Annotated in this window: 19 protein-coding genes and 1 other RNA gene; 11 read left to right on the top strand and 9 right to left on the bottom strand. The window is 63.7% G+C overall.

The features are described from left to right. Positions 1–52: 52 nt before the first annotated feature. The 4 genes from ACPFMA_RS01040 (at position 53) to ACPFMA_RS01025 (ending at position 1440) form a co-directional block, all read left to right on the top strand. Complete coding sequence (locus ACPFMA_RS01040; RefSeq protein ID WP_009395629.1) at positions 53–262, top strand: TIGR02449 family protein; 210 nt, start codon at positions 53–55, stop codon at positions 260–262. Further along, complete coding sequence (locus ACPFMA_RS01035) at positions 259–576, top strand: cell division protein ZapA (RefSeq protein ID WP_009395631.1); 318 nt, start codon at positions 259–261, stop codon at positions 574–576. The genes ACPFMA_RS01040 and ACPFMA_RS01035 overlap by 4 nt, the downstream gene beginning before the upstream one ends. 19 nt (positions 577–595) lie before the next feature. Then, positions 596–773, top strand: a non-coding RNA gene (ssrS, locus tag ACPFMA_RS01030) — 6S RNA. A gap of 61 nt (positions 774–834) precedes the next feature. Further along, entirely contained in the window at positions 835–1440 is a 606-nt protein-coding gene (locus ACPFMA_RS01025; protein WP_009395633.1) for a 5-formyltetrahydrofolate cyclo-ligase, read from the top strand. Between the two features lies 1 nt (position 1441). Here the strand turns inward: ACPFMA_RS01025 and ACPFMA_RS01020 are convergent, their stop codons facing one another. Further along, the gene (locus ACPFMA_RS01020) at positions 1442–1600 is read right to left on the bottom strand and encodes a hypothetical protein (RefSeq protein WP_009395635.1); all 159 of its coding nucleotides are present in this window, start codon (positions 1598–1600) and stop codon (positions 1442–1444) included. A gap of 188 nt (positions 1601–1788) precedes the next feature. Between ACPFMA_RS01020 and ACPFMA_RS01015 the strand changes: the two genes are divergently transcribed. From ACPFMA_RS01015 to ACPFMA_RS01000, 4 genes are all read left to right on the top strand, one after another. Continuing rightward, the gene (locus tag ACPFMA_RS01015) at positions 1789–2238 is read left to right on the top strand and encodes an EVE domain-containing protein (protein ID WP_064301109.1); all 450 of its coding nucleotides are present in this window, start codon (positions 1789–1791) and stop codon (positions 2236–2238) included. A 100-nt stretch (positions 2239–2338) separates the two neighbouring features. After that, positions 2339–3298: an HlyD family secretion protein gene (locus ACPFMA_RS01010; protein WP_158467693.1), complete on the top strand. Its 960-nt coding sequence runs from the start codon at positions 2339–2341 to the stop codon at positions 3296–3298. Then, on the top strand, positions 3295–6015 hold the full coding sequence (gene rbbA / locus ACPFMA_RS01005) for a ribosome-associated ATPase/putative transporter RbbA (protein ID WP_425929523.1): 2721 nt from the start codon (positions 3295–3297) through the stop codon (positions 6013–6015). Before ACPFMA_RS01010 ends, rbbA begins: the two co-directional genes overlap by 4 nt. Next, entirely contained in the window at positions 6015–7124 is a 1110-nt protein-coding gene (locus tag ACPFMA_RS01000) for an ABC transporter permease (RefSeq protein WP_420057768.1), read from the top strand. The genes rbbA and ACPFMA_RS01000 overlap by 1 nt, the downstream gene beginning before the upstream one ends. On the opposite strand, the gene ACPFMA_RS00995 is transcribed toward ACPFMA_RS01000, so the two are convergent. Continuing rightward, complete coding sequence (locus ACPFMA_RS00995; RefSeq protein ID WP_009395646.1) at positions 7125–7532, bottom strand: flagellar basal body-associated protein FliL; 408 nt, start codon at positions 7530–7532, stop codon at positions 7125–7127. Positions 7533–7695: 163 nt separating this feature from the next. On the opposite strand from ACPFMA_RS00995, the gene ACPFMA_RS00990 reads away from it, so the two are divergent. Then, positions 7696–8673 (top strand): NADPH:quinone oxidoreductase family protein, encoded by a 978-nt coding sequence (locus tag ACPFMA_RS00990; RefSeq protein WP_064301105.1) that lies wholly within the window; start codon positions 7696–7698, stop codon positions 8671–8673. Between the two features lie 117 nt (positions 8674–8790). Here ACPFMA_RS00990 and ACPFMA_RS00985 read toward each other — a convergent pair whose 3' ends face one another. The 5 genes from ACPFMA_RS00985 to trxA all read right to left on the bottom strand — a co-directional run bounded on the left by ACPFMA_RS00985 (position 8791) and on the right by trxA (position 14102). Further along, positions 8791–9441, bottom strand: coding sequence for a gamma-glutamylcyclotransferase (locus ACPFMA_RS00985; RefSeq protein WP_420057766.1), 651 nt, complete (start codon positions 9439–9441; stop codon positions 8791–8793). Between the two features lie 285 nt (positions 9442–9726). After that, on the bottom strand, positions 9727–10695 hold the full coding sequence (locus tag ACPFMA_RS00980; protein ID WP_064301103.1) for a CDP-6-deoxy-delta-3,4-glucoseen reductase: 969 nt from the start codon (positions 10693–10695) through the stop codon (positions 9727–9729). Next, positions 10695–12161 carry a 4-hydroxy-3-polyprenylbenzoate decarboxylase gene (gene ubiD, locus ACPFMA_RS00975; protein WP_009395653.1) on the bottom strand — a complete coding sequence of 489 codons (1467 nt, stop codon included), beginning with the start codon at positions 12159–12161 and terminating at the stop codon, positions 10695–10697. The genes ACPFMA_RS00980 and ubiD overlap by 1 nt, the downstream gene beginning before the upstream one ends. A 127-nt stretch (positions 12162–12288) precedes the next feature. Beyond that, entirely contained in the window at positions 12289–13548 is a 1260-nt protein-coding gene (gene rho / locus ACPFMA_RS00970; protein ID WP_009395654.1) for a transcription termination factor Rho, read from the bottom strand. Positions 13549–13775: 227 nt separating this feature from the next. Continuing rightward, positions 13776–14102 (bottom strand): thioredoxin TrxA, encoded by a 327-nt coding sequence (gene trxA / locus ACPFMA_RS00965; protein WP_064301237.1) that lies wholly within the window; start codon positions 14100–14102, stop codon positions 13776–13778. 240 nt (positions 14103–14342) lie between these two features. Between trxA and ppx the strand changes: the two genes are divergently transcribed. Further along, entirely contained in the window at positions 14343–15845 is a 1503-nt protein-coding gene (gene ppx / locus ACPFMA_RS00960) for an exopolyphosphatase (RefSeq protein WP_064301101.1), read from the top strand. Here ppx and ppk1 read toward each other — a convergent pair. Both ppk1 and hemB read right to left on the bottom strand, forming a co-directional pair. Then, positions 15832–17997: a polyphosphate kinase 1 gene (ppk1, locus tag ACPFMA_RS00955; RefSeq protein ID WP_420057867.1), complete on the bottom strand. Its 2166-nt coding sequence runs from the start codon at positions 17995–17997 to the stop codon at positions 15832–15834. The genes ppx and ppk1 overlap by 14 nt on opposite strands. Before the next feature lie 97 nt (positions 17998–18094). Beyond that, positions 18095–19105 carry a porphobilinogen synthase gene (hemB, locus tag ACPFMA_RS00950; RefSeq protein ID WP_009395658.1) on the bottom strand — a complete coding sequence of 337 codons (1011 nt, stop codon included), beginning with the start codon at positions 19103–19105 and terminating at the stop codon, positions 18095–18097. 208 nt (positions 19106–19313) lie between these two features. Between hemB and ACPFMA_RS00945 the strand changes: the two genes are divergently transcribed. Next, complete coding sequence (locus ACPFMA_RS00945; protein WP_425929522.1) at positions 19314–19949, top strand: DedA family protein; 636 nt, start codon at positions 19314–19316, stop codon at positions 19947–19949. Positions 19950–20208: the final 259 nt, after the last annotated feature.

The raw sequence follows: 20208 nt of genomic DNA, 5'->3' as shown, positions 1-20208 counted from the left end.
TGGCGGACGTGGGTACGAAGCGGTCACGGCCAGACGAATCGAGTGGCGAGCAATGCAAGAAGACGAGCTGCAAACGCTGAAGAGCCGTCTCGAACTGCTGATCGAGCGGGTCGAGCAACTAAAACGGCAAAACGCACTCCTATCCGTGCAGGAGAAGTCCTGGCGCGAGGAGCGCGCCCACCTCATCGAAAAAAACGAAATCGCGCGACAGAAAGTCGAATCGATGATTTCGCGGCTCAAGGCCCTGGAGCAAGACTCATGAGTTCACCGAACAATGTCACCGTGCAGATACTCGACAAAGAGTATTCGATCATCTGTCCGCCGGAAGAGCGCAGCAACCTGATCAGTGCCGCCCGCTACCTCGACGGCAAGATGCGCGAGATCCGCAGCAGCGGCAAAGTCATCGGCGCCGACCGCATCGCGGTGATGGCCGCGTTGAACATCACCCACGACCTGCTGCACAACCAGGAGCGTCCCGACGCCCAGAGCGGCGGTGCCACCCGCGAGCAGGTGCGCGAGCTGCTGGACCGCGTGGATCAAGCCCTGGCCGACGACTCGGATACAAAAAGCAACTAACTTTCTGTATACTCCGCCCCACTCCCTGGAGTGCTTGCCAGTCGGTCATGTCCCTGAGCCGATACGCACAACCACGGGGGTTGCACGTGGGGCCGGTGTGCATGTCCGCTTGACGGAAAGCCTTAACGCCTCCTGCAATCTCCACCTTGAACTTTCGGGTTCAAGGGCTACACCGACAGCGGTTCGTCGGGGAGCCTGCTTCCTTTGCCTGCGCACCTTACTTCCTCCGCGCAGGCATCCCTAGGGATCGCCCGTGCCATGACCGACACCGCGTCGCTGACCCGCCCCCAACTTCGCCGCCTGCTTCGCAATGCCCGCCGTGCCCTGACGCCGGCCGAACAACGCCGCGCCGCTCGCGGCCTGTACCGGCAACTGGCGCAGCATCCGCTGTTCCGCCGTGCCCGGCATATCGCCCTGTACCTGCCCAACGACAGCGAGATCGACCCGCGCCTGTTGCTGCGCGAGGCCCAGCGCCGTGGCAAGTGCACCTACCTGCCGGTGCTGCATGCCTGGCCGCGGACCAAGATGGCCTTCCAGCGCTTCGAGCACGGGGAAAAACTGCGCCCCAACCGCTTCCGCATTCCCGAACCGACTATCAGCCTCGCACGGCAACGCCCGGTCTGGGCGCTGGACCTGATCCTGCTGCCGCTGGTGGGGTTCGATGAACTGGGCGGGCGCCTGGGAATGGGCGGTGGCTTTTATGACCGCAGCCTGGCCTATCAGGGCCGTCGCAAGGCCTGGAAGAAACCCTTGCTGCTGGGGCTGGCACATGAATGCCAGAAAGTGGAGCGTCTGGCGCAGGCCAGTTGGGACGTTCCGCTACAGGGAACGGTATCGGACAAAGGTTGGTACCTGGCGCGCTGAATCAGCGCTGGACCTGGGCCTGGGCTTGCGCAGGAACGACCGGCATCTGGTAGGCAGCGTCGGCCTTGCGCTCCCAGAAACTCTGGGCGTAACCGGTGGTGACCACGCCAAGACCGAACACGAAGACGAGTACCCAGAACAAATCCGGTTTGCGATTCATCGATTGCCCCCCTCAGGCAAACTCATCACGATGTCCGCAGCGGTTCTTGTTATAAGCCGTGCAGCAGCGTCAAGCTGAAAAAATTTGGCGCATTTTCCGACAACGCGCGTCTGCACGCAAACCTTGACGTCAACCAGTCGTCGGTTTGATGCAACAGGTTGTTTCAAAGCAAAACAGGTAGCGAATCCATGGCGTATTGGCTGATGAAATCCGAACCCGACGAGCTGTCCATCGAGGACCTGGCGCGTCTTGGCGAGGCACGCTGGGACGGCGTGCGCAATTACCAGGCGCGCAATTTCCTGCGCGCGATGGCGGTCGGTGACCAGTTCTTTTTCTATCATTCCAGCTGCCCCGAGCCGGGGATCGCCGGCATCGCCCGGATCAGCGCCAGCGCCTATCCGGATCCGACCGCACTGGACCCGCAGAGCCACTACCACGACGCCAAGGCCAGCGCCGAGAAAAACCCCTGGAGCGCAGTGGATGTGGCCCATGTGGAAACCTTCCGCAAGGTCCTGGGCCTTGGCTACCTCAAGCAGCAGGCCGCCCTTGCCGAACTGCCGCTGGTGCAGAAGGGCAGTCGCCTGTCTGTGATGCCGGTCACAGCGGAGCAATGGGCGGCAATACTCAATCTTCGCTGAACGGGGTAGGATCGGGACTCATTTGACGCGAATCAACCCACCAGGGCAGGTGGTCCGTCACACTCTGACGCGTACGTAAGCAGGATGCGAAACCATGTCGATGAGCCAACATACACCCAGGATCTTCGCCGGCGCACTGATTGCGCTGCTGCTGGCAGCCGGGGGCCTGGGCTACTGGAAATCCCTGCATGACCGCCTGCCCGAGGGCCTGGCCATGGGCAACGGGCGACTCGAAGCCACCGAGGTGCAGATCGCCAGCAAAATCCCCGGGCGCCTTGCCGAAGTGCTGGTCGACGAAGGCGACAAGGTGGTCCGAGGCCAGCTCCTTGCCCGCATCGATACCCGTACCCTCGAAGCCCAGCGCAGCCAGGCCGAGGCCGAAGTCCTGCGGGCCCGGGAAAACTTCGCCGCCGCCCAGGCCACCGTGCAACTGCGCCAGAGCGAACAGTTGCTGGCCAGCCAGGAACTGAAGCGGATCAAGGAACTGTTCCAGCGCAAGTACGCCAGCCAACAGTTGCTCGATCAGCAACAGGCGCGCTTCGACACCAGCAATTCTGCAGTGATCGCCGCCCGTGCACAGTTGGCGGCGATCAAGGCGGCGATCGGTGCGGCCGAGGCCCAGGTCGCCCAACTGACCAGCGAGATCGACGACAGCAGCCTGCGCGCGCCGCTCGACGGCGTGATCCAGCTGCGCCTGGCCGAGCCGGGCGAAGTGCTGGGTGCCGGTGGTCGCGTACTGCTGCTGATCGACCCCGGCGACCAGTACATGAACCTGTACCTGCCCGCATCGACCACCGGCCGCCTGACGGTCGGCGACGAGGCCCGCATCGTCCTCGACGCCCTTCCCGACCAGGCTCTGCCGGCGAAGATTGCCTTCGTCGCGGCCAAGGCGCAGTTCACCCCCAAACAGGTGGAAACCCGTGACGAGCGGCAGAAGCTGGTGTTCCGGGTGAAACTGCGCCTGACCACACCCGACGCGGTGCCCCAGGCCAAGCCCGGCATGCCCGGGGCCGGCTACGTGCGCACCACCTCCGTGGACTGGCCGGCCAACCTGCAATGAGCGCCCTGGCGCTGCGGGCGAGCGGGATCGATCACCGCTACGGCGCGCTGCAAGCCCTGCGCGACATCACCTTTGACCTGCCCGCCGGCACCCGCTGCGGGCTGATCGGCCCGGACGGCGCCGGCAAATCGACCTTGCTCGGCCTGATCGCCGGGGTAAAGCGCCTGCAGCAGGGCGAGCTGGAAGTCCTCGGCGGGCCGATCCGCAAGCGCTCGCACCGCGCCAGCCTGTACCCGCTGATCGCCTTCATGCCCCAGGGCCTGGGCGGCAACCTGTACCCGGACCTGTCGATCAGCGAGAACATCCGCTTTTTCGCCACCCTGTTCGGCCTGTCCCGCAGCGAATGCGATGCGCGCATCCAGACCCTGCTCGAAGCCACCGACCTCGCCCGCTTCGCCGAGCGCCCAGCGGGCAAGCTGTCCGGTGGCATGAAGCAGAAGCTCGGCCTGTGCTGCGCGCTGATCCACGAGCCGGACCTGCTGATCCTCGACGAACCCACCACGGGTGTCGATCCGCTGTCACGGCGGCGTTTCTGGGAGCTGGTGGAGCGTGTGCGCCAGCAGCGGCCGCAGCTGACGCTGCTGGTGGCGACGGCCTACATGGAGGAAGCCGAGCAGTTCGAACACTGCCTGATGCTCGACCGCGGCCGGTTGATCGCCGCCGGCCTGAGCAGCGAACTGGCCAGCGTCACCCCGGGCGGCAAGCTGGACGAAGCCTTCACCCATTTCCAGGGTGATCGTCGGCACGACGCCGAGCCCTTGCGGATTCCACCCCGGGACAGCCAGGACGACAGCATCGCCATCGAGGCCCATGAACTGACCTTGCGCTTCGGAGACTTCACCGCAGTGAACAAGGTGAGCTTCGCCATCGGTCGCGGCGAGATCTTCGGTTTCCTCGGGTCCAACGGTTGCGGCAAGACCACCACCATGAAGGTGCTCACCGGCCTGATGCCGGCCAGCGAAGGCAGCGCCACCCTGCTCAGCAGGCCGGTGGACGCCAGGGACCTGGCCACGCGCAAGCGGGTCGGCTTCATGTCACAGAGCTTCTCGCTGTATGGCGAGCTCAGCGTGCGCCAGAACCTCGAACTGCACGCCCGCCTGTTCGACCTGGACAAGGCCGACAGCACCCCACGGATCGCCGAACTGATCGAGCGCTTCGACCTGGGCGAGGTGGCCGACCAGCAGTCCGGCGCCCTGCCGCTGGGCCTGCGGCAACGCCTGTCGCTGGCCGTGGCGGTGCTGCATCGCCCGGAAGTGCTGATCCTCGACGAACCGACCTCGGGCGTCGATCCCGCCGCCCGCGACGACTTCTGGCGCTTGCTTGTCGAGCTGTCACGCGAGCAGGGCGTCACCATTTTCCTGTCCACCCACTTCATGAACGAAGCCCTGCGCTGCGATCGCATTTCGCTGATGCACGCCGGCACGGTGCTGGCCTGCGACACGCCAGCAGCGCTGCAGGTACGGTACGGCGGCGAGACGCTGGAGGACGCCTTCGTCACCTGCCTGGAACAGGCCCAGGGTGGCGCGCCGGATACACCGCAGGCCAATCTGGACAACCCTGCCGGCCCGGCCAGTCCGCCACCACGTCGCGGCTTCAGCCTGACCCGGCTGGTCGCGGTGGCCAGCCGCGAGGGCAAGGAGCTGCTGCGCGACAAGGTGCGCCTGGCCTTCGCCCTGGCCGGTGCGCTGTTCATGATGGTCATCTTCGGCCTCGGCATCTCACTGGATGTGGAGAACCTCGCGTTCGCCGTCTACGACCAGGACCAGAGCCCGCAAAGCCGGGCCTATCTGGAAGCCTTCCGCGGCTCGCGCTACTTCGCCGAACAACCGCCCATCCGCGACCCGCAGCAGTTGCACCAGCGCTTGCAACGTTCGGAGATCAAGCTGGCCCTGGAAATCCCGCCCGGTTTCGGGCGCGACCTGATGGCCGGGCGCCAACCAGTGGTCGCTGCCTGGCTCGACGGCGGCATGCCGTTCCGCGCCGAAACCAGCCGTAACTATGTCGAGGCAGTGCACCAGGCCAACCTCGAGCAACTGGCGGCCCTGAGCAGCCCGGCGCAACCGCGCCAGGCGGCGGTAAAACTGGAAACCCGGTTCCGCTACAACCAGGACGTGGTCAGCGTGAACGCCATCGGCCCGGGCGTGATGGCGCTGATCCTCGCCTTCATCCCGGCGATGCTCACCGCACTGGGCATCGTCCGGGAGAAAGAACTGGGCTCGATCACCAACTTCTACGCCACGCCCCTGACCCGCCTGGAGTTTCTTCTCGGCAAACAGGTGCCGTACCTGGCGGTGAGCCTGGTCAACCTGGCCTTGCTGGTGGCAATGAACCGCTGGCTGTTCGGCGTACCGTTCAAGGGCAGCGCCCTGGCCCTGGCCTGCGGCGGCGTGCTGTACCTGCTGGCGACCACCAGCCTCGGCCTGCTGATTTCCGCCTTCACCCGCACCCAGATCGCGGCCATCCTCGGCACCATGATCCTCACCAGCCTGCCAACCATCCAGTTTTCCGGGCTGATCGTGCCGCGCTCGTCCCTCGACGGCTCGGCGGCGCTGATGGGCCAGTTGTTCCCGGCGGGCTACTTCCTCGACATCGCCGTCGGCACCTTCACCAAGGCCCTCGACCTGCGCGAGCTGTGGCCGCAGTGCCTGGCGCTGCTGGGCTTTTTCGCCGCGTTCACCGGGTTGAGCCTGGTCATGTTGAAGAAACAGGAGGCCTGATGCAGCGTCTCGCCCATATTCTGCGCCTGGGCCTGAAGGAACTCACCAGCCTGCGCCACGACAGTGTCCTGCTGCTGTTCCTGCTCTACGCCTTCAGCGTGGCCATCTACATGCCGGCGGCGGGCTCGGTGATCGGTGTGCATAACGCCAGTGTCGCGGTGGTCGACGAGGACCGCAGCCTGGTCTCGCGCAAGCTCGCCGAAGCCCTGCAACCACCGGAGTTCCAGGCGGCGGTGCCGCTCGCCTACGAGCAGATGGACCGCAGCCTGGACCACGGCCTGTTCACCTTCGTCATCAATATCCCGGTGAATTTCCATACCGACCTGCTGGCCGGGCGCTCCCCGGAAATCCAGATCAATGTCGACGCCACGGCAATGAGCCAGGCGTTCATGGGCGCGGGCTACATTGCACGGATCTTCGAACGCGAGCTGCTCGATTACGCCAACGCCGCCAATCGCCCGCCGATCCAGCTGGAACCGCGGGCGCTGTTCAATCCCAACCTGGAGGGCGGCTGGTTCCTCGCGGTGATCCAGATCATCAACAACATCACCATCCTTGCCATCGTCCTGACCGGCACCGCGCTGCTGCGCGAACGCGAGCACGGCACTCTCGATCACCTGCTGGTGCTGCCGCTGACGGCAGTGGAAATCATGCTGGCGAAAATCGCCAGCAACGCGCTGGTGGTCGTGCTGTGCACCTGGGTGTCGCTGGAAGTGATCGTGAAGTGGGCTTTGGGCGTGCCGCTGGCGGGCTCGCTGGGGCTGTTTCTCGGAGTGACCGCACTGTATCTGTTCGCCAGCACCGCGCTGGGGATCTTCCTCGCGACCCTGGCACGTTCGACACCGCAGTTCGGCCTGCTGGCGATTCCGGTGATCATCCCGATGCTGCTGCTCTCGGGGGGCAGCACGCCGCTGGACAGCATGCCGCAATGGTTGCAATGGGTGATGCAGCTATCGCCTTCGACCCACTTCGTCAGCCTCGGCGCCGCCATCCTGTTCCGCGACGCCGGAGTCAACGTGGTCTGGCCGGACCTGCTGGCCCTGGCGGCGATCGGCCTGGCGTTCTTCGCGATCGCCCTGGCGCGCTTTCGCCGCAGCCTGGCCTCGTGACTACTGGACGATCAGGTTGTTGAACAGCAGGTCTTCGACGACCGGGCGGCCTTCTTCGTTTTCCAGCACCTGCTGGACCTGCTTGAGGGCTTCCTGGCGCAGCTTTTCCTTGGCCTCGACATTGCTCATGGCATCCAGCGGCTGCTGGGTGAACAGCGCCACCAGCTGGTTGCGGATCAGCGGCTCGTGGTGCTTGACCGCGGCAGCATCGGCGTCGCCGGTGACCTTGAGCGCCACGTCGGCCTTGTACACCCGCAGGCGCGGGCTGCCGTCGAGGGCGTAGTTGCCGACGAATGGCGGGTTCAGACTGACATAGGACACCTTGGGCGCCGCGCCTTCCTTCTCTTCTTCGGCCATTGCCGCTGCTGGCAGCATCAGTGCCAGTACCACCAGGATCCACGCTTTCACGAACTCGCTCCTCGAAACAATGGGTCGCCAGCATACCCAGCGCGCCTGGCAAACCCAAGCCCGGGCTGGCTTATGCCGGCCTATTCAGGCCAGGCCATGCTCGTTGACCCGGCCCCTCGCCTACCTACACTTATCGGCCACCCCTCGCAAAGGAATAGCCCCGATGAAAGCCTTGTTGTGCAAAGCCCATGGTCCGGCCAGCGACCTGGTGCTGGAAGAGGTCGCCAGCCCGGCACCGAAGAAGAACGAGATCCTCCTGGACGTGCACGCAGCCAGCGTCAATTTCCCTGACACCCTGATCATCGAAGGCAAGTACCAGTTCAAGCCGCCCCTGCCGTTTTCGCCTGGTGGCGAAGCGGCAGGGGTGGTCAGCGCAGCCGGGGAAAGCGCTGGCGGCTTCAAGGCCGGCGACCGGGTCATGGCCCTGACCGGCTGGGGCAGTTTCGCCGAGCAGGTGGCGGTGCCGGCCTATAACGTGATGCCGATTCCCGAAGGCATGGACTTCGTCACCGCATCGGCCTTCGGCATGACCTACGGCACGTCGATGCACGCCTTGCGCCAGCGTGGCCAATTGCAGCCGGGCGAGACCCTGCTGGTGCTGGGCGCCTCGGGCGGTGTCGGGCTGGCGGCGGTGGAAATCGGCAAGGCCATGGGCGCGCGGGTAATCGCGGCCGCCAGCAGCGCGGACAAGCTGGAGACCGCCAGGGCCGCCGGGGCGGATGAGCTGATCGACTACAGCCAGGCCAGCCTCAAGGACGAAATCAAGCGCCTGACCGCCGGCAAGGGCGTCGATGTGATCTACGACCCGGTCGGCGGCGACCTGTTCGACCAGGCCGTGCGTGGCCTGGCGTGGAACGGACGGCTGCTGGTGGTGGGCTTTGCCAGCGGGCGGATTCCCGAGTTGCCGGTGAACCTGGTGCTGCTCAAGGGCGGCGCGGTGCTTGGCGTGTTCTGGGGATCGTTCGCCCAGCGCCAGCCGGCGGACAATGCGGCGAACTTCCAGCAGTTGTTCACCTGGTTTGCCGAAGGGAAGCTGAAACCGCTGGTGTCGAAGACCTATCCACTGGCGGAGGCCGGGGAAGCGATCGAGCAACTGGCTAGCCGCAAGGCGGTGGGCAAGTTGGTAATCAAAGTCCGTTAAGACGACGCGGACCTTGTGGGAGCGGGTTTACCCGCGATTGCGATAGTGAAGTCACCATAGCAATCGCGGCGGTTCGGCGCTCCGATGAACCCGCTCCCACAGGGTCCGCGCTCGACTTTAACGCTCCTGCTGGGAATGACAGCGCCGATACCGCGCCTCAAGGTTGCGGTCCGGCATCGCATGGCTGCGCAATGCTTCCAGGGTTTGCTCCACATACTCCCGGGTGGTGCCGTAGCGCCCCTTGGCGCTGGCGAGGATATGCGTGAGCAGGCTGTCCGGCAGATTTCCCGCATAGCAAGGCAGGTGCCGCTCCAGCACGAAGCCCAGGGCCTGGACCTTGCTGCCGTCATCCAGCCGGCAGTTGAGCCAGTGCGGCTTGTAGGCCGGGTATGGCATCTCCCGCTGCCACAGCGCCAGCAGCGAGTCCTGCAAGGTTTCTTCGGGCAGGCGATAGGCGAAACCGCTGCACGAACCGCCTCGGTCGAGCCCGAACACCAGCCCCGGGCACTCCGGTGTGCCGCGATGCTCGTGGGACCAGAGGTACAGCCCCCGGTGGTAGCCATGCACGCGCCCACGGCGCCGCTCGGTCGATTGGCATTCCGGACGCCAGATCAACGAACCGTAGGCGAACAGCCAGACCGGCCCGCCATGATGCAAGGCCATGGTCTTTTCGACCGATTCAAGAAGTTGTTCCCGGGACAATTGCTGTCCGAAATCCAGCACCGGGGGATACGCCTGGGGGAAAGGTGCAGGTTCAAGTACCGACATAGCCGCCGCCAAAGATCCTCGTGAAATACCGAAGTACCTCACTATAAAGCCAACACTCTCGTTGAACACTTACCGTACGGCAGATAGCGGTGCGTTAACAAGCCCCGTTGCGCTCAGAGCCCGTGAATTCGGGCATTTCGGAATATTCGACTGTACTTTTGCAAGTGTAGCGATACTTTTTCACGTTGCGCGCAACAATTAAGAAATGCCCGTCCTTATAAGCTTTACTTGCGCAGTTGGTTATTTACCTCAGGCGCGCCATTGCAACGCGCCTTATTACCGAAGTTACCCCCGTGGGGCATAAGCGAATACATCGGCACGCATCTGGTGCGCGTCCATGCCGGCTTCGACCAGGGCGTCGAGGGTCGCATAGACCATGTTCGGCGAACCACTGGCATAGACATGGACCGGCGACAGGTCATCGATATCCTCGCAGACCGCCTCGTGCAACAGGCCGCAGCGCCCTGTCCAGCCGCACTGATCGCTGACCACCTGGTGCAGGAACAGGTTGGGCAGTTGCTGCCACTGCGCCCACGCCTCGATCTCGTAGAAGTCCTCGGGCCGGCGCACGCCCCAGTACAGATGCACCGGATGCGCGAACCCCTGCACCCGACAGTGCTCGATCAGGCTGTGCATCTGCGCCATGCCGGTGCCGGCGGCGATCAGCACCAGCGGACCATCGGGCAGTTCGGCCAGGTGGGTATCGCCGAAGGGCATCTCTATCCGGGCCATGCCGTTGCGCTGCAACTGGGCGACCAGGTCTACCGCGCTTTTCTCGCGGGCCAGCACATGCAATTCGAGATCGCGGCCGCTGTGCGGCGCCGAAGCCAGGGAAAAGGCTGCCTTGTCCCCGCCGTCGCGCTCGATCATCAGGTATTGCCCGGCGTGGTAGCGCGGCGGCTTGCCGGCCGGCGCGCGCAGACGGACGCGATAGACATCGCCGCCAACCGGCGCACATTCACTGAGCTGGCAGGCCAGCTTGCGCACCGGCAGCTCACCGAGGGCGAGCACGCCATCCCAGAGCAGCACGCAGTCTTCCAGCGGCTCGGCGATGCAGGTGAACAGCTCACCGTGATCGCGCACCTCGCCGTTCTGGCGCACGCGACCCTCCACCAGCAAGGCGGCGCAAACATGGCAGTTGCCGTTGCGACAGCTCTGCGGGCAGTCGTAACCCAGGCGCTGCGCCGCTTCCAGAATCCTCTCGCCGGGGGTGACGGTCATCACCGCCCCGGACGGCTGCAAGGTCACCTGCATCAATCTATTCCCAACTGGTTCCACAATTCATCGATCCGCTTGGTCACGGCTTCGTCCTTGACGATGACCCGGCCCCATTCGCGGCTGGTTTCACCCGGCCACTTGTTGGTGGCATCCAGGCCCATCTTCGAGCCGAGGCCCGAGACTGGCGAGGCGAAGTCCAGGTAGTCGATCGGGGTGTTGTCGATCATCACCGTATCGCGCTTGGGGTCCATGCGCGTGGTGATGGCCCAGATCACGTCGTTCCAGTCCCGCGCATTGACGTCGTCGTCGGTGACGATAACGAACTTGGTGTACATGAACTGTCGCAGGAACGACCACACCCCCAGCATTACGCGCTTGGCGTGGCCCGGGTACTGCTTCTTCATGGTCACCACCGCCATGCGGTACGAGCAGCCTTCGGGCGGCAGGTAGAAGTCGGTGATCTCGGGGAACTGCTTCTGCAGGATCGGCACGAACACCTCGTTCAGCGCCACACCGAGGATCGCCGGCTCATCCGGCGGCCGGCCGGTGTAGGTGCTGTGGTAGATCGGCTTGGTACGGTGGGTGATGCGCTCGATGGTGAACACCGGGAAGCTGTCGACTTCGTTGTAATAGCCGGTGTGGTCGCCATACGGGCCTTCCGGCGCGGTTTCGCCCGGATGGATCACGCCTTCGAGGATAATCTCGGCAGTGGCCGGAACCTGCAGGTCGCTGCCGCGGCATTTCACCAGCTCGGTACGGTTGCCGCGCAGCAGGCCGGCGAAGGCGTATTCGGAAAGGGTGTCGGGTACCGGGGTGACGGCGCCGAGGATGGTCGCCGGGTCGGCACCCAGGGCCACGGCCACCGGGAACGGCTTGCCGGGGTTCTTCTCGCACCACTCGCGGTAGTCGAGGGCGCCGCCACGGTGGCTCAGCCAGCGCATGATCACCTTGTTGCGGCCAATCACCTGCTGGCGGTAGATGCCGAGGTTCTGGCGCTCCTTGTTCGGGCCGCGGGTGACGGTCAGGCCCCAGGTGATCAGCGGCGCTACGTCGCCCGGCCAGCAATGCTGGATCGGCAGCATGCCCAGGTCGACGTCGTCGCCTTCGATAACCACTTCGTGGCAAGGCGCATCCTTGACCACCTTCGGCGCCATGGACACGACCTTCTTGAAGATCGGCAGTTTCGACCAGGCGTCCTTCAAGCCTTTCGGCGGCTCTGGCTCCTTGAGGAAAGCCAGCAGCTTGCCGATCTCGCGCAATTCGCTGACCGACTCGGCACCCATGCCCATGGCCACCCGTTCCGGAGTACCGAACAGGTTGCCCAGCACGGGGATGTCGTAACCGGTGGGACGTTCGAACAACAGTGCCGGCCCCTTGGCCCGCAGCGTGCGGTCGCAGACTTCAGTCATTTCCAGGACCGGCGAAATGGGGACCTGGATGCGCTTGAGTTCAGAGCGCTGCTCCAGGCCACGGATAAAGTCGCGCAAATCGCGATACTGCATGCGTGAGCCTCGTATTGGCCGTATCGGTCGGGGTGGGCAGTGTAACGTCGATCCGGGCCGGTCAGAATAGCGTTTATGACAGATAGCAAAAAGCCGGGTTTCCCCGGCTCTTGCATACAGCGAGTGCTTACTTGCGCTTCATCGACAGGAAGAACTCGTCGTTGGTCTTGGTCTGCTTGAGCTTGTCGACCAGGAACTCGATGGCGGCGATCTCGTCCATCGGGTGCAGCAACTTGCGCAGGATCCACATGCGCTGCAGTTCGTCGTCGGCGGTCAGCAGCTCTTCGCGGCGGGTACCCGAACGGTTGATGTTGATGGCCGGGAACACACGCTTCTCGGCGATGCGACGGTCCAGGGGCAGTTCCATGTTGCCGGTACCCTTGAACTCCTCGTAGATCACTTCGTCCATCTTCGAGCCGGTTTCGACCAGCGCGGTGGCGATGATGGTCAGCGAGCCGCCTTCCTCGATATTACGCGCGGCACCGAAGAAGCGCTTCGGCTTCTCCAGGGCGTGGGCGTCGACACCACCGGTCAGGACCTTGCCGGAGCTCGGGATCACGGTGTTGTAGGCGCGGGCCAGGCGGGTGATGGAGTCGAGCAGGATGACCACGTCCTTCTTGTGCTCGACCAGGCGCTTGGCCTTCTCGATGACCATTTCGGCCACTTGCACGTGACGGGTCGGCGGCTCGTCGAAGGTCGAGGCGACCACTTCGCCGCGCACGGTGCGCTGCATCTCGGTCACTTCTTCCGGGCGCTCGTCGATCAGCAGGACGATCAGGTGGCACTCGGGATTGTTGCGGGTGATGTTCGCCGCGATGTTCTGCAGCATGATGGTCTTGCCCGCTTTCGGCGGGGCGACGATCAGGCCGCGCTGGCCCTTGCCGATCGGGGCGCAGAGGTCGATCACGCGGCCGGTGAGGTCTTCGGTGGAACCGTTGCCGGCTTCCATCTTCAGGCGCTCGTTGGGGAACAGCGGCGTCAGGTTTTCGAACAGGATCTTGTTCTTCGCGTTTTCCGGACGGTCGAAGTTGATGGTGTCGACCTTCAGCAGCGCGAAGTAACGCTCGCCCTCTTTCGGCGGCCGGATCTTGCCGACGATGGTGTCGCCGGTGCGCAGGTTGAAACGACGGATCTGGCTGGGCGAGACATAGATGTCGTCAGGGCCGGCCAGGTAGGAGGAGTCCGCCGAACGCAGGAAGCCGAAACCGTCCTGGAGAATCTCCAGCACGCCGTCACCGGAGATTTCCTCGCCGCTTTTCGCGTGCTTTTTCAGCAGGGAGAAAATCACATCCTGCTTGCGCGAACGGGCCATATTTTCTATGCCCATCTGTTCGGCCATTTCGAGCAGATCGGTAATCGGCTTTTGCTTGAGTTCAGTCAGGTTCATAAGGGGAATGGAGTAATCATGTAAGAAAGGAGAGATTAAGCATCTGGCTTAATGAAGCCGCGCCGCGGGAGGCGAATGATCGCGTACTGAATTCGAATTGGAATGCGGCGACGGGCGTGCAGGGGGCACTGGAGAGTCAGTGCGAGGCCGAATGTAACACCTGCTTTTTCTGGCGTCTAGTCACCAGAAAGAGAAAAGCCCCGACGAATGCGGGGCTTTTTCGAGGCTCAGAGATTGGCGTCGAGGAAGGCTGCCAGCTGCGACTTGGACAGCGCGCCGACCTTGGTAGCCTCGACATTGCCGTTCTTGAACAGCATCAGGGTCGGGATACCACGAACGCCGTGCTTGCCCGGGGTTTCGGCGTTTTCGTCGATGTTCAGCTTGGCGACGGTCAGCTTGCCCGCGTAGGTCTCGGCGATCTCGTCCAGAACAGGAGCGATCATTTTGCAAGGACCGCACCATTCAGCCCAGTAGTCCACCAGTACAGGGCCTTCGGCCTTCAGCACGTCGACCTCGAAAGAGGCGTCGGTGACATGTTTGATAAGATCGCTCATGGAAATCTCCAAGTTCGGAAGCAAAAAAACGTCGCTCATCATAGCCGCCCTGCCAGCCGACAGGAAGTCGCAATCGATTGAGTCTAACTATGATAGTTGATGATTTGCCGAATCGACTGTCACACAAAAGACACAATTCCTACGCGAAACTGCGCCATATCAAGCCCAGGATTGCCGCGCGTTGGCGTATGACGTCTATCGTGGCAGGATTGCCGGGTTAACGACCGAGAAGCCACTACCATGCCCCACTCCTCCGCCAAGAACCTTTCCCTGATCGCCGCCATCGACCTGGGCTCCAACAGTTTCCACATGGTTGTAGCCAAGGCCCATCACAGCGAGATCCGCATCCTGGAGCGCAATGGCGAGAAGGTCCAACTGGCGGCCGGTATCAATGAAGAACGCCATCTCAGCGAAGAGTCCATGCAGCGCGGCCTCGACTGCCTGAAGCGCTTTTCCCAACTGATCAACGGCATGCCGCAGGGCTCGGTGCGCATCGTCGGCACCAACGCCCTGCGCGAAGCGCGCAACCGCGGCGAATTCATCCGCCGCGCCGAAGAAATCCTCGGCCACCCGGTGGAAGTGATTTCCGGTCGCGAGGAAGCCCGCCTCATTTACCTGGGCGTTTCCCATACCCTCGCCGATACGCCGGGCAAGCGCCTGGTCGCCGATATCGGCGGCGGCAGCACCGAATTCATCATCGGCCAGCGTTTCGAACCGCTGCTGCGCGAAAGCCTGCAGATGGGCTGCGTCAGCTTCACCCAGCGTTATTTCCGCGACGGCAAGATCACCCCGGCGCGCTACGCCCAGGCCTATACCGCAGCACGCCTGGAACTGATGAGCATCGAAGGCGCACTGCACCGCCTAGGCTGGGACGAAGCCATCGGTTCCTCCGGCACCATCCGCGCCATCGGCTCGGCGATCAAGGCGGCTGGCCTGGGCAGCGGCGAAGTCAACGCCGAAGGCCTGGCCTGGCTCAAGCGCAAGCTATTCAAACTGGGCGAGACCGACAGGATCGACTTCGAGGGGGTCAAGCCCGATCGCCGGACGATCTTCCCGGCGGGCCTGGCGATCCTCGAGGCCATCTTCGACGCCCTCGAACTGCAACGCATGGACCATTGCGACGGCGCCCTGCGCGAAGGCGTGCTGTACGACCTGCTCGGTCGCCATCACCATGAGGACGTGCGCGAGCGCACCCTCACCTCGCTGATGGAGCGCTACCACGTCGACCAGGGCCAGGCCGCGCGGGTCGAGCGCAAGGCGCTGCATGCCTTCGACCAGGTGGCCAAGGCATGGGATCTTGAAGAAGGAATCTGGCGCGAACTGCTGGGCTGGGCGGCCAAGGTGCACGAAGTGGGGCTGGACATCGCCCACTATCACTACCACAAGCACGGCGCCTACCTGATCGAACACTCCGACCTGGCCGGATTCTCCCGCGAAGACCAGCAAATGCTGGCCCTGCTGGTACGCGGCCATCGCCGCAACATCCCCAGGGACAAGTTCGCCGAGTTCGGCGACGAAGGCACCAAGCTGATCCGCCTGTGCGTGCTGCTGCGCTTCGCCATCCTCTTCCACCACATCCGCGGCAACCAGCAAATGCCGAAGGTGCAGTTGCAAGCCAACGAGAACAGCCTGGACGTGGCCTTCCCCGATGGCTGGCTGCAGGAGAACCAGCTGACCCGGGCCGACTTCGAGCAGGAAGCCGAGTGGCTGACCCGGGTAGGCTTCGTCCTCAGCGTACGCTGAGGACCGGGTTGCTCAGGCGCTCCAGCAGGGTCGCCTGGGCACTGCGCGGGTTCTGGTTGCCGGTCGGCGAGCTGCGTACGTAGCGCCCGTCCGGTTGCAGGATCCAGGCGTGGGTATTGTCGGTCAGGTACCCTTCCAGCTCCTTCTTCACCCGCAGCAGCAATTTCTTGCCTTCCACCGGGAAGCAGGTCTCGACGCGCTTGTCGAGGTTGCGCTCCATCCAGTCGGCACTCGACAGGAAAATCTGCTCGTCGCCGCCATTGAGGAAGTAGAACACCCGCGTGTGCTCGAGGAAGCGGCCGATGATCGAACGCACATGGATGTTGTGCGAAACCCCGGCGATACCCGGACGCAGGCAGCACATGCCGCGCACTACCAGGTCGATGCGCACACCGGACTGGCTGGCCTTGTACAGCGCGCGGATGATCTTCGGATCGGTCAGCGAGTTGAACTTGGCGATGATGTGCGCCGGCTTGCCGTCGAGGGCGAACTGGGTCTCCCGGGCGATCATGTCGAGCATGCCTTTCTTCAGGGTGAAAGGCGCGTGCAGCAGCTTCTTCATGCGCAGGGTCTTGCCCATGCCGATCAACTGGCTGAACAGCTTGCCGACGTCTTCGCACAGGGCGTCGTCGGAGGTCAGCAGGCTGTAGTCGGTGTACAGGCGCGCATTGCCGGCGTGGTAGTTACCGGTGCCCAGGTGCGCGTAGCGGACGATCTCGCCGGCTTCGCGACGCAGGATCAGCATCATCTTGGCGTGGGTCTTGAAGCCGACCACGCCATAGATCACCACGGCACCAGCGGCTTGCAGACGGCTGGCCATCTGCAGGTTGGACTCTTCGTCGAAGCGCGCGCGCAGCTCGATGACCGCAGTGACTTCCTTGCCGTTACGCGCGGCGTCCACCAGGGCATCGACGATTTCCGAGTTGGCGCCGCTGCGGTACAGGGTCTGGCGCACGGCAAGAACGTGGGGATCCTTGGCGGCCTGGCGCAGCATGTCCACCACCGGTGTGAACGATTCGAACGGGTGCATCAGCAGGATGTCCTGCTTGCCCACCACGCTGAAGATGTTCTCGCTGTTCTGCAGCAGCTTGGGAATCGCCGGCGTGAACGGTGTGTATTGCAGCTCCGGGTGGCTGTCCAGGCCAGTGATGCTGAACAGGCGGGTCAGGTTGACCGGGCCGTTCACCTGGTACAGCTCGCTCTCGCTCAGGCTGAACTGCTTGAGCAGATAGTCGGACAGGTGTTTCGGGCAGGTGTCGGCGACTTCCAGGCGCACCGCATCACCGTAGCGACGGGAGAACAGCTCGCCGCGCAGCGCGCGGGCCAGGTCTTCCACGTCTTCGGAATCCAGTGCCAGGTCGGCGTTGCGGGTCAGGCGGAACTGGTAGCAGCCCTTGACCTTCATGCCCTGGAACAGGTCGTCGGCGTGCGCATGGATCATCGACGAGAGGAATACATAGTTGTCGCCAGGGCCGCCGACCTCCTCGGGCACACGGATGATCCGCGGCAGCAGGCGCGGCGCCGGGATGATCGCCAGCCCGGAATCGCGGCCGAAGGCATCGACACCTTCCAGCTCGACGATGAAGTTCAGGCTCTTGTTCACCAGCAGCGGGAACGGGTGGGTCGGATCCAGGCCGATCGGCGTGATGATCGGCGCGATCTCGTCGCGGAAGAAGCGGCGCACCCAGGTCTTCAGCTTGGCGGTCCAGTGCCGGCGACGGATAAAGCGGATCTGGTGCTTTTCCAGTTCCGGCAGCAACACATCGTTGAGGATGGCGTACTGGCGCTGAACTTCGCTGTGCACCAGGTCGCTGATCCGCGCCAGCGCCTGGTGCGGCTGCAGGCCGTCGGCGCCGGCCTGTTCGCGGGCGAAGGTGATCTGTTTCTTCAGGCCCGCAACACGAATTTCGAAGAACTCGTCCAGGTTGCTGGAGAAGATCAGCAGGAATTTCAGCCGCTCCAGCAAGGGGTAGGACTCATCCAGCGCCTGTTCCAGCACCCGGATGTTGAACTGCAGCTGCGACAGCTCGCGATGGATATAAAGACTGCTGTCGTCCAGGCCCGGGATCGCCACGGCCGGCACCGGCGCAGCGGCCGCCGTTTCCGCGGAGACGACCGGAACCGCAGCGGGCTCCGGCGGGGTTTCCAGCATCGGCTCGGGAATGACCGGCCCTTCCTTCACATCCTTGATGTCCTTAACCGCAGCTTCGATCAGTGCTTCGTTATTCATATTGCGTTCCTGAAGGGCGTTACTGCCCTCTCATCAATTGTGCGGCGCGCACAGCGAAATACGTGAGAATGCCGTCGGCACCCGCGCGCTTGAAGGCGGTGAGCGATTCGAGAATGACGCCCTCGGACAGCCAGCCATTCTGGATCGCCGCCATGTGCATCGCGTATTCGCCGCTGACCTGGTAAACGAAGGTCGGCACCTTGAACTCGTCCTTGACCCGCTGAAGGATATCCAGATACGGCATGCCTGGCTTGACCATGACCATATCGGCGCCTTCGCTGAGGTCGGCCGCCACTTCATGCAGCGCCTCGTTGGTATTGGCCGGGTCCATCTGGTAGGAGGCCTTGTTGGCCTTGCCCAGGTTGAGCGCCGAACCGACCGCATCGCGGAACGGACCATAATAGGCGCTAGCGTACTTGGCCGAGTAGGCCATGATGCGCACGTTGACATGGCCGGCCACTTCCAGGGCCTCGCGGATCGCCTGGATGCGACCGTCCATCATGTCCGACGGCGCGACCACCTGGGCGCCGGCGTCGGCATGGGACAGCGCCTGGCGGACCAGGGCATCGACGGTGATGTCGTTCTGGACGTAACCCTCTTCATCGAGGATGCCGTCCTGGCCGTGGGTGGTGAACGGGTCGAGAGCGACGTCGGTGATCACCCCCAACTCCGGGAAACGCGCGCGCAGCGCACGGGTAGCGCGCTGGGCAATGCCCTCGGGGTTCCAGGCTTCGGCACCATCGAGGGATTTCTTCTCGGCAGGGGTTACCGGGAACAGGGCCAGGGCCGGAATGCCCAGTTCGACCCATTCGGCCGCCGCTTCCAGCAGCAGGTCGATGCTCAAGCGCTCGACGCCCGGCATGGACGCGACTTCCTCGCGACGGTTCTCACCATCGAGAACGAAGACCGGCAGGATCAGGTCATCGACTGTCAGAACATTCTCACGAACCAGGCGACGGGAAAAATCGTCGCGGCGATTGCGACGCAGGCGGGTAGCGGGAAACAGGCGATTGGCAGGGGTAAAGCTCACGGCAGACTCCTGAGCCCGCATGGACAGGCGGGCGCGACAGTTATAAGCGGCCATTATGACGCTTGTGTGACAGGCGGGGACAACCCTGCGACCTACAGACGCAGTCATTGTCCCTTGTAGGAATTGTTCACGTCGAGACACATTTGGACACTTTCCCCGAAGGCCATGAAGGGGTAGGCTGCGCGTTCATTTCGCCAGCATCCAGAAAATGCTCCAACAATTCCTGCAAGATTTTGGCTACTTTGCCCTTTTTCTAGGTACGTTCTTTGAAGGCGAGACCATCCTGGTGCTGGCCGGATTCCTGGCGTTCCGCGGATACATGGATATCAACCTGGTGGTGCTGGTGGCCTTCTTCGGCAGCTACGCCGGCGACCAGCTCTGGTACTTCATGGGGCGTCGCCATGGACGCAAACTGCTGGCGCGCAAACCACGCTGGCAAATGATGGGCGACCGCGCACTGGAGCATGTGCGCCGCCATCCCGACATCTGGGTGCTGAGTTTCCGCTTCGTCTACGGCCTGCGCACGGTGATGCCGGTGGCCATCGGCCTGTCCGGTTATCCACCGCGCCGCTACCTGCTGCTCAATGGCATCGGCGCAGCCATCTGGGCCCTGGCCCTTGGCGCAGCCGCCTACCACTTCGGCGCGATCCTCGAAGGGCTGCTGGGCAATGTGAAAAAGTACGAACTATGGGTGCTTGGCGGTCTGCTGGTGCTGGGCGGCCTGCTGTGGTTGCGCCGACGCTTCAAGGCTGCGCGCATCGCCAAACAGCAAGCGCAGGCCCAGCAGGCTGAGCAGGCCGTAGGCGAGCAGAACGACCCATCCCAGGACGGTGACCGGCGCTAGACCGGTCCACCCGGCCAGCGCGTAGGCCGGCAGGTTCAGCGCCAGGCGCAGCACCTCCAGCTTCAGCGCCCAGGGGCGATTCTCCAGTGCCGCCCCCAGCACGAACAACCCAAACCCGATCACCAGCGCGCCCAGCCACAATGCGGGAAGCGACAGATGCGGGCCCGCGTTCATCAGATAGCTGCCCAGCGCCACGTACACAACGAACTGCAGCACTATATAGAGCTGTCGCGACCAGGCCAGGGGCACCTCGAATTTC

It is taken from the genome of Pseudomonas sp. NyZ201 (genome assembly GCF_049860765.1).
In the GTDB taxonomy this organism is placed as follows: domain Bacteria; phylum Pseudomonadota; class Gammaproteobacteria; order Pseudomonadales; family Pseudomonadaceae; genus Aquipseudomonas; species Aquipseudomonas bharatica.
The sequence above is the reverse complement of the archived record's forward strand: the minus strand, read 5'-3'. Positions and strand labels throughout refer to the sequence as shown.

Excerpts from the sequence above, each read along its gene's own strand:
- ACPFMA_RS01040 (WP_009395629.1), top strand. The coding sequence starts at position 53 with ATGCAAGAAGACGAGCTGCAAACGCTGAAGAGCCGTCTCGAACTGCTG.
- ACPFMA_RS01035 (WP_009395631.1), top strand. The coding sequence starts at position 259 with ATGAGTTCACCGAACAATGTCACCGTGCAGATACTCGACAAAGAGTAT.
- ACPFMA_RS01025 (WP_009395633.1), top strand. The coding sequence starts at position 835 with ATGACCGACACCGCGTCGCTGACCCGCCCCCAACTTCGCCGCCTGCTT.
- ACPFMA_RS01020 (WP_009395635.1), bottom strand. The coding sequence starts at position 1,600 with ATGAATCGCAAACCGGATTTGTTCTGGGTACTCGTCTTCGTGTTCGGT.
- ACPFMA_RS01015 (WP_064301109.1), top strand. The coding sequence starts at position 1,789 with ATGGCGTATTGGCTGATGAAATCCGAACCCGACGAGCTGTCCATCGAG.
- ACPFMA_RS01010 (WP_158467693.1), top strand. The coding sequence starts at position 2,339 with ATGAGCCAACATACACCCAGGATCTTCGCCGGCGCACTGATTGCGCTG.
- rbbA (WP_425929523.1), top strand. The coding sequence starts at position 3,295 with ATGAGCGCCCTGGCGCTGCGGGCGAGCGGGATCGATCACCGCTACGGC.
- ACPFMA_RS01000 (WP_420057768.1), top strand. The coding sequence starts at position 6,015 with ATGCAGCGTCTCGCCCATATTCTGCGCCTGGGCCTGAAGGAACTCACC.
- ACPFMA_RS00990 (WP_064301105.1), top strand. The coding sequence starts at position 7,696 with ATGAAAGCCTTGTTGTGCAAAGCCCATGGTCCGGCCAGCGACCTGGTG.
- ACPFMA_RS00985 (WP_420057766.1), bottom strand. The coding sequence starts at position 9,441 with ATGTCGGTACTTGAACCTGCACCTTTCCCCCAGGCGTATCCCCCGGTG.
- ACPFMA_RS00980 (WP_064301103.1), bottom strand. The coding sequence starts at position 10,695 with ATGCAGGTGACCTTGCAGCCGTCCGGGGCGGTGATGACCGTCACCCCC.
- ubiD (WP_009395653.1), bottom strand. The coding sequence starts at position 12,161 with ATGCAGTATCGCGATTTGCGCGACTTTATCCGTGGCCTGGAGCAGCGC.
- rho (WP_009395654.1), bottom strand. The coding sequence starts at position 13,548 with ATGAACCTGACTGAACTCAAGCAAAAGCCGATTACCGATCTGCTCGAA.
- trxA (WP_064301237.1), bottom strand. The coding sequence starts at position 14,102 with ATGAGCGATCTTATCAAACATGTCACCGACGCCTCTTTCGAGGTCGAC.
- ppx (WP_064301101.1), top strand. The coding sequence starts at position 14,343 with ATGCCCCACTCCTCCGCCAAGAACCTTTCCCTGATCGCCGCCATCGAC.
- ppk1 (WP_420057867.1), bottom strand. The coding sequence starts at position 17,997 with ATGCTGGAAACCCCGCCGGAGCCCGCTGCGGTTCCGGTCGTCTCCGCG.
- ACPFMA_RS00945 (WP_425929522.1), top strand. The coding sequence starts at position 19,314 with ATGCTCCAACAATTCCTGCAAGATTTTGGCTACTTTGCCCTTTTTCTA.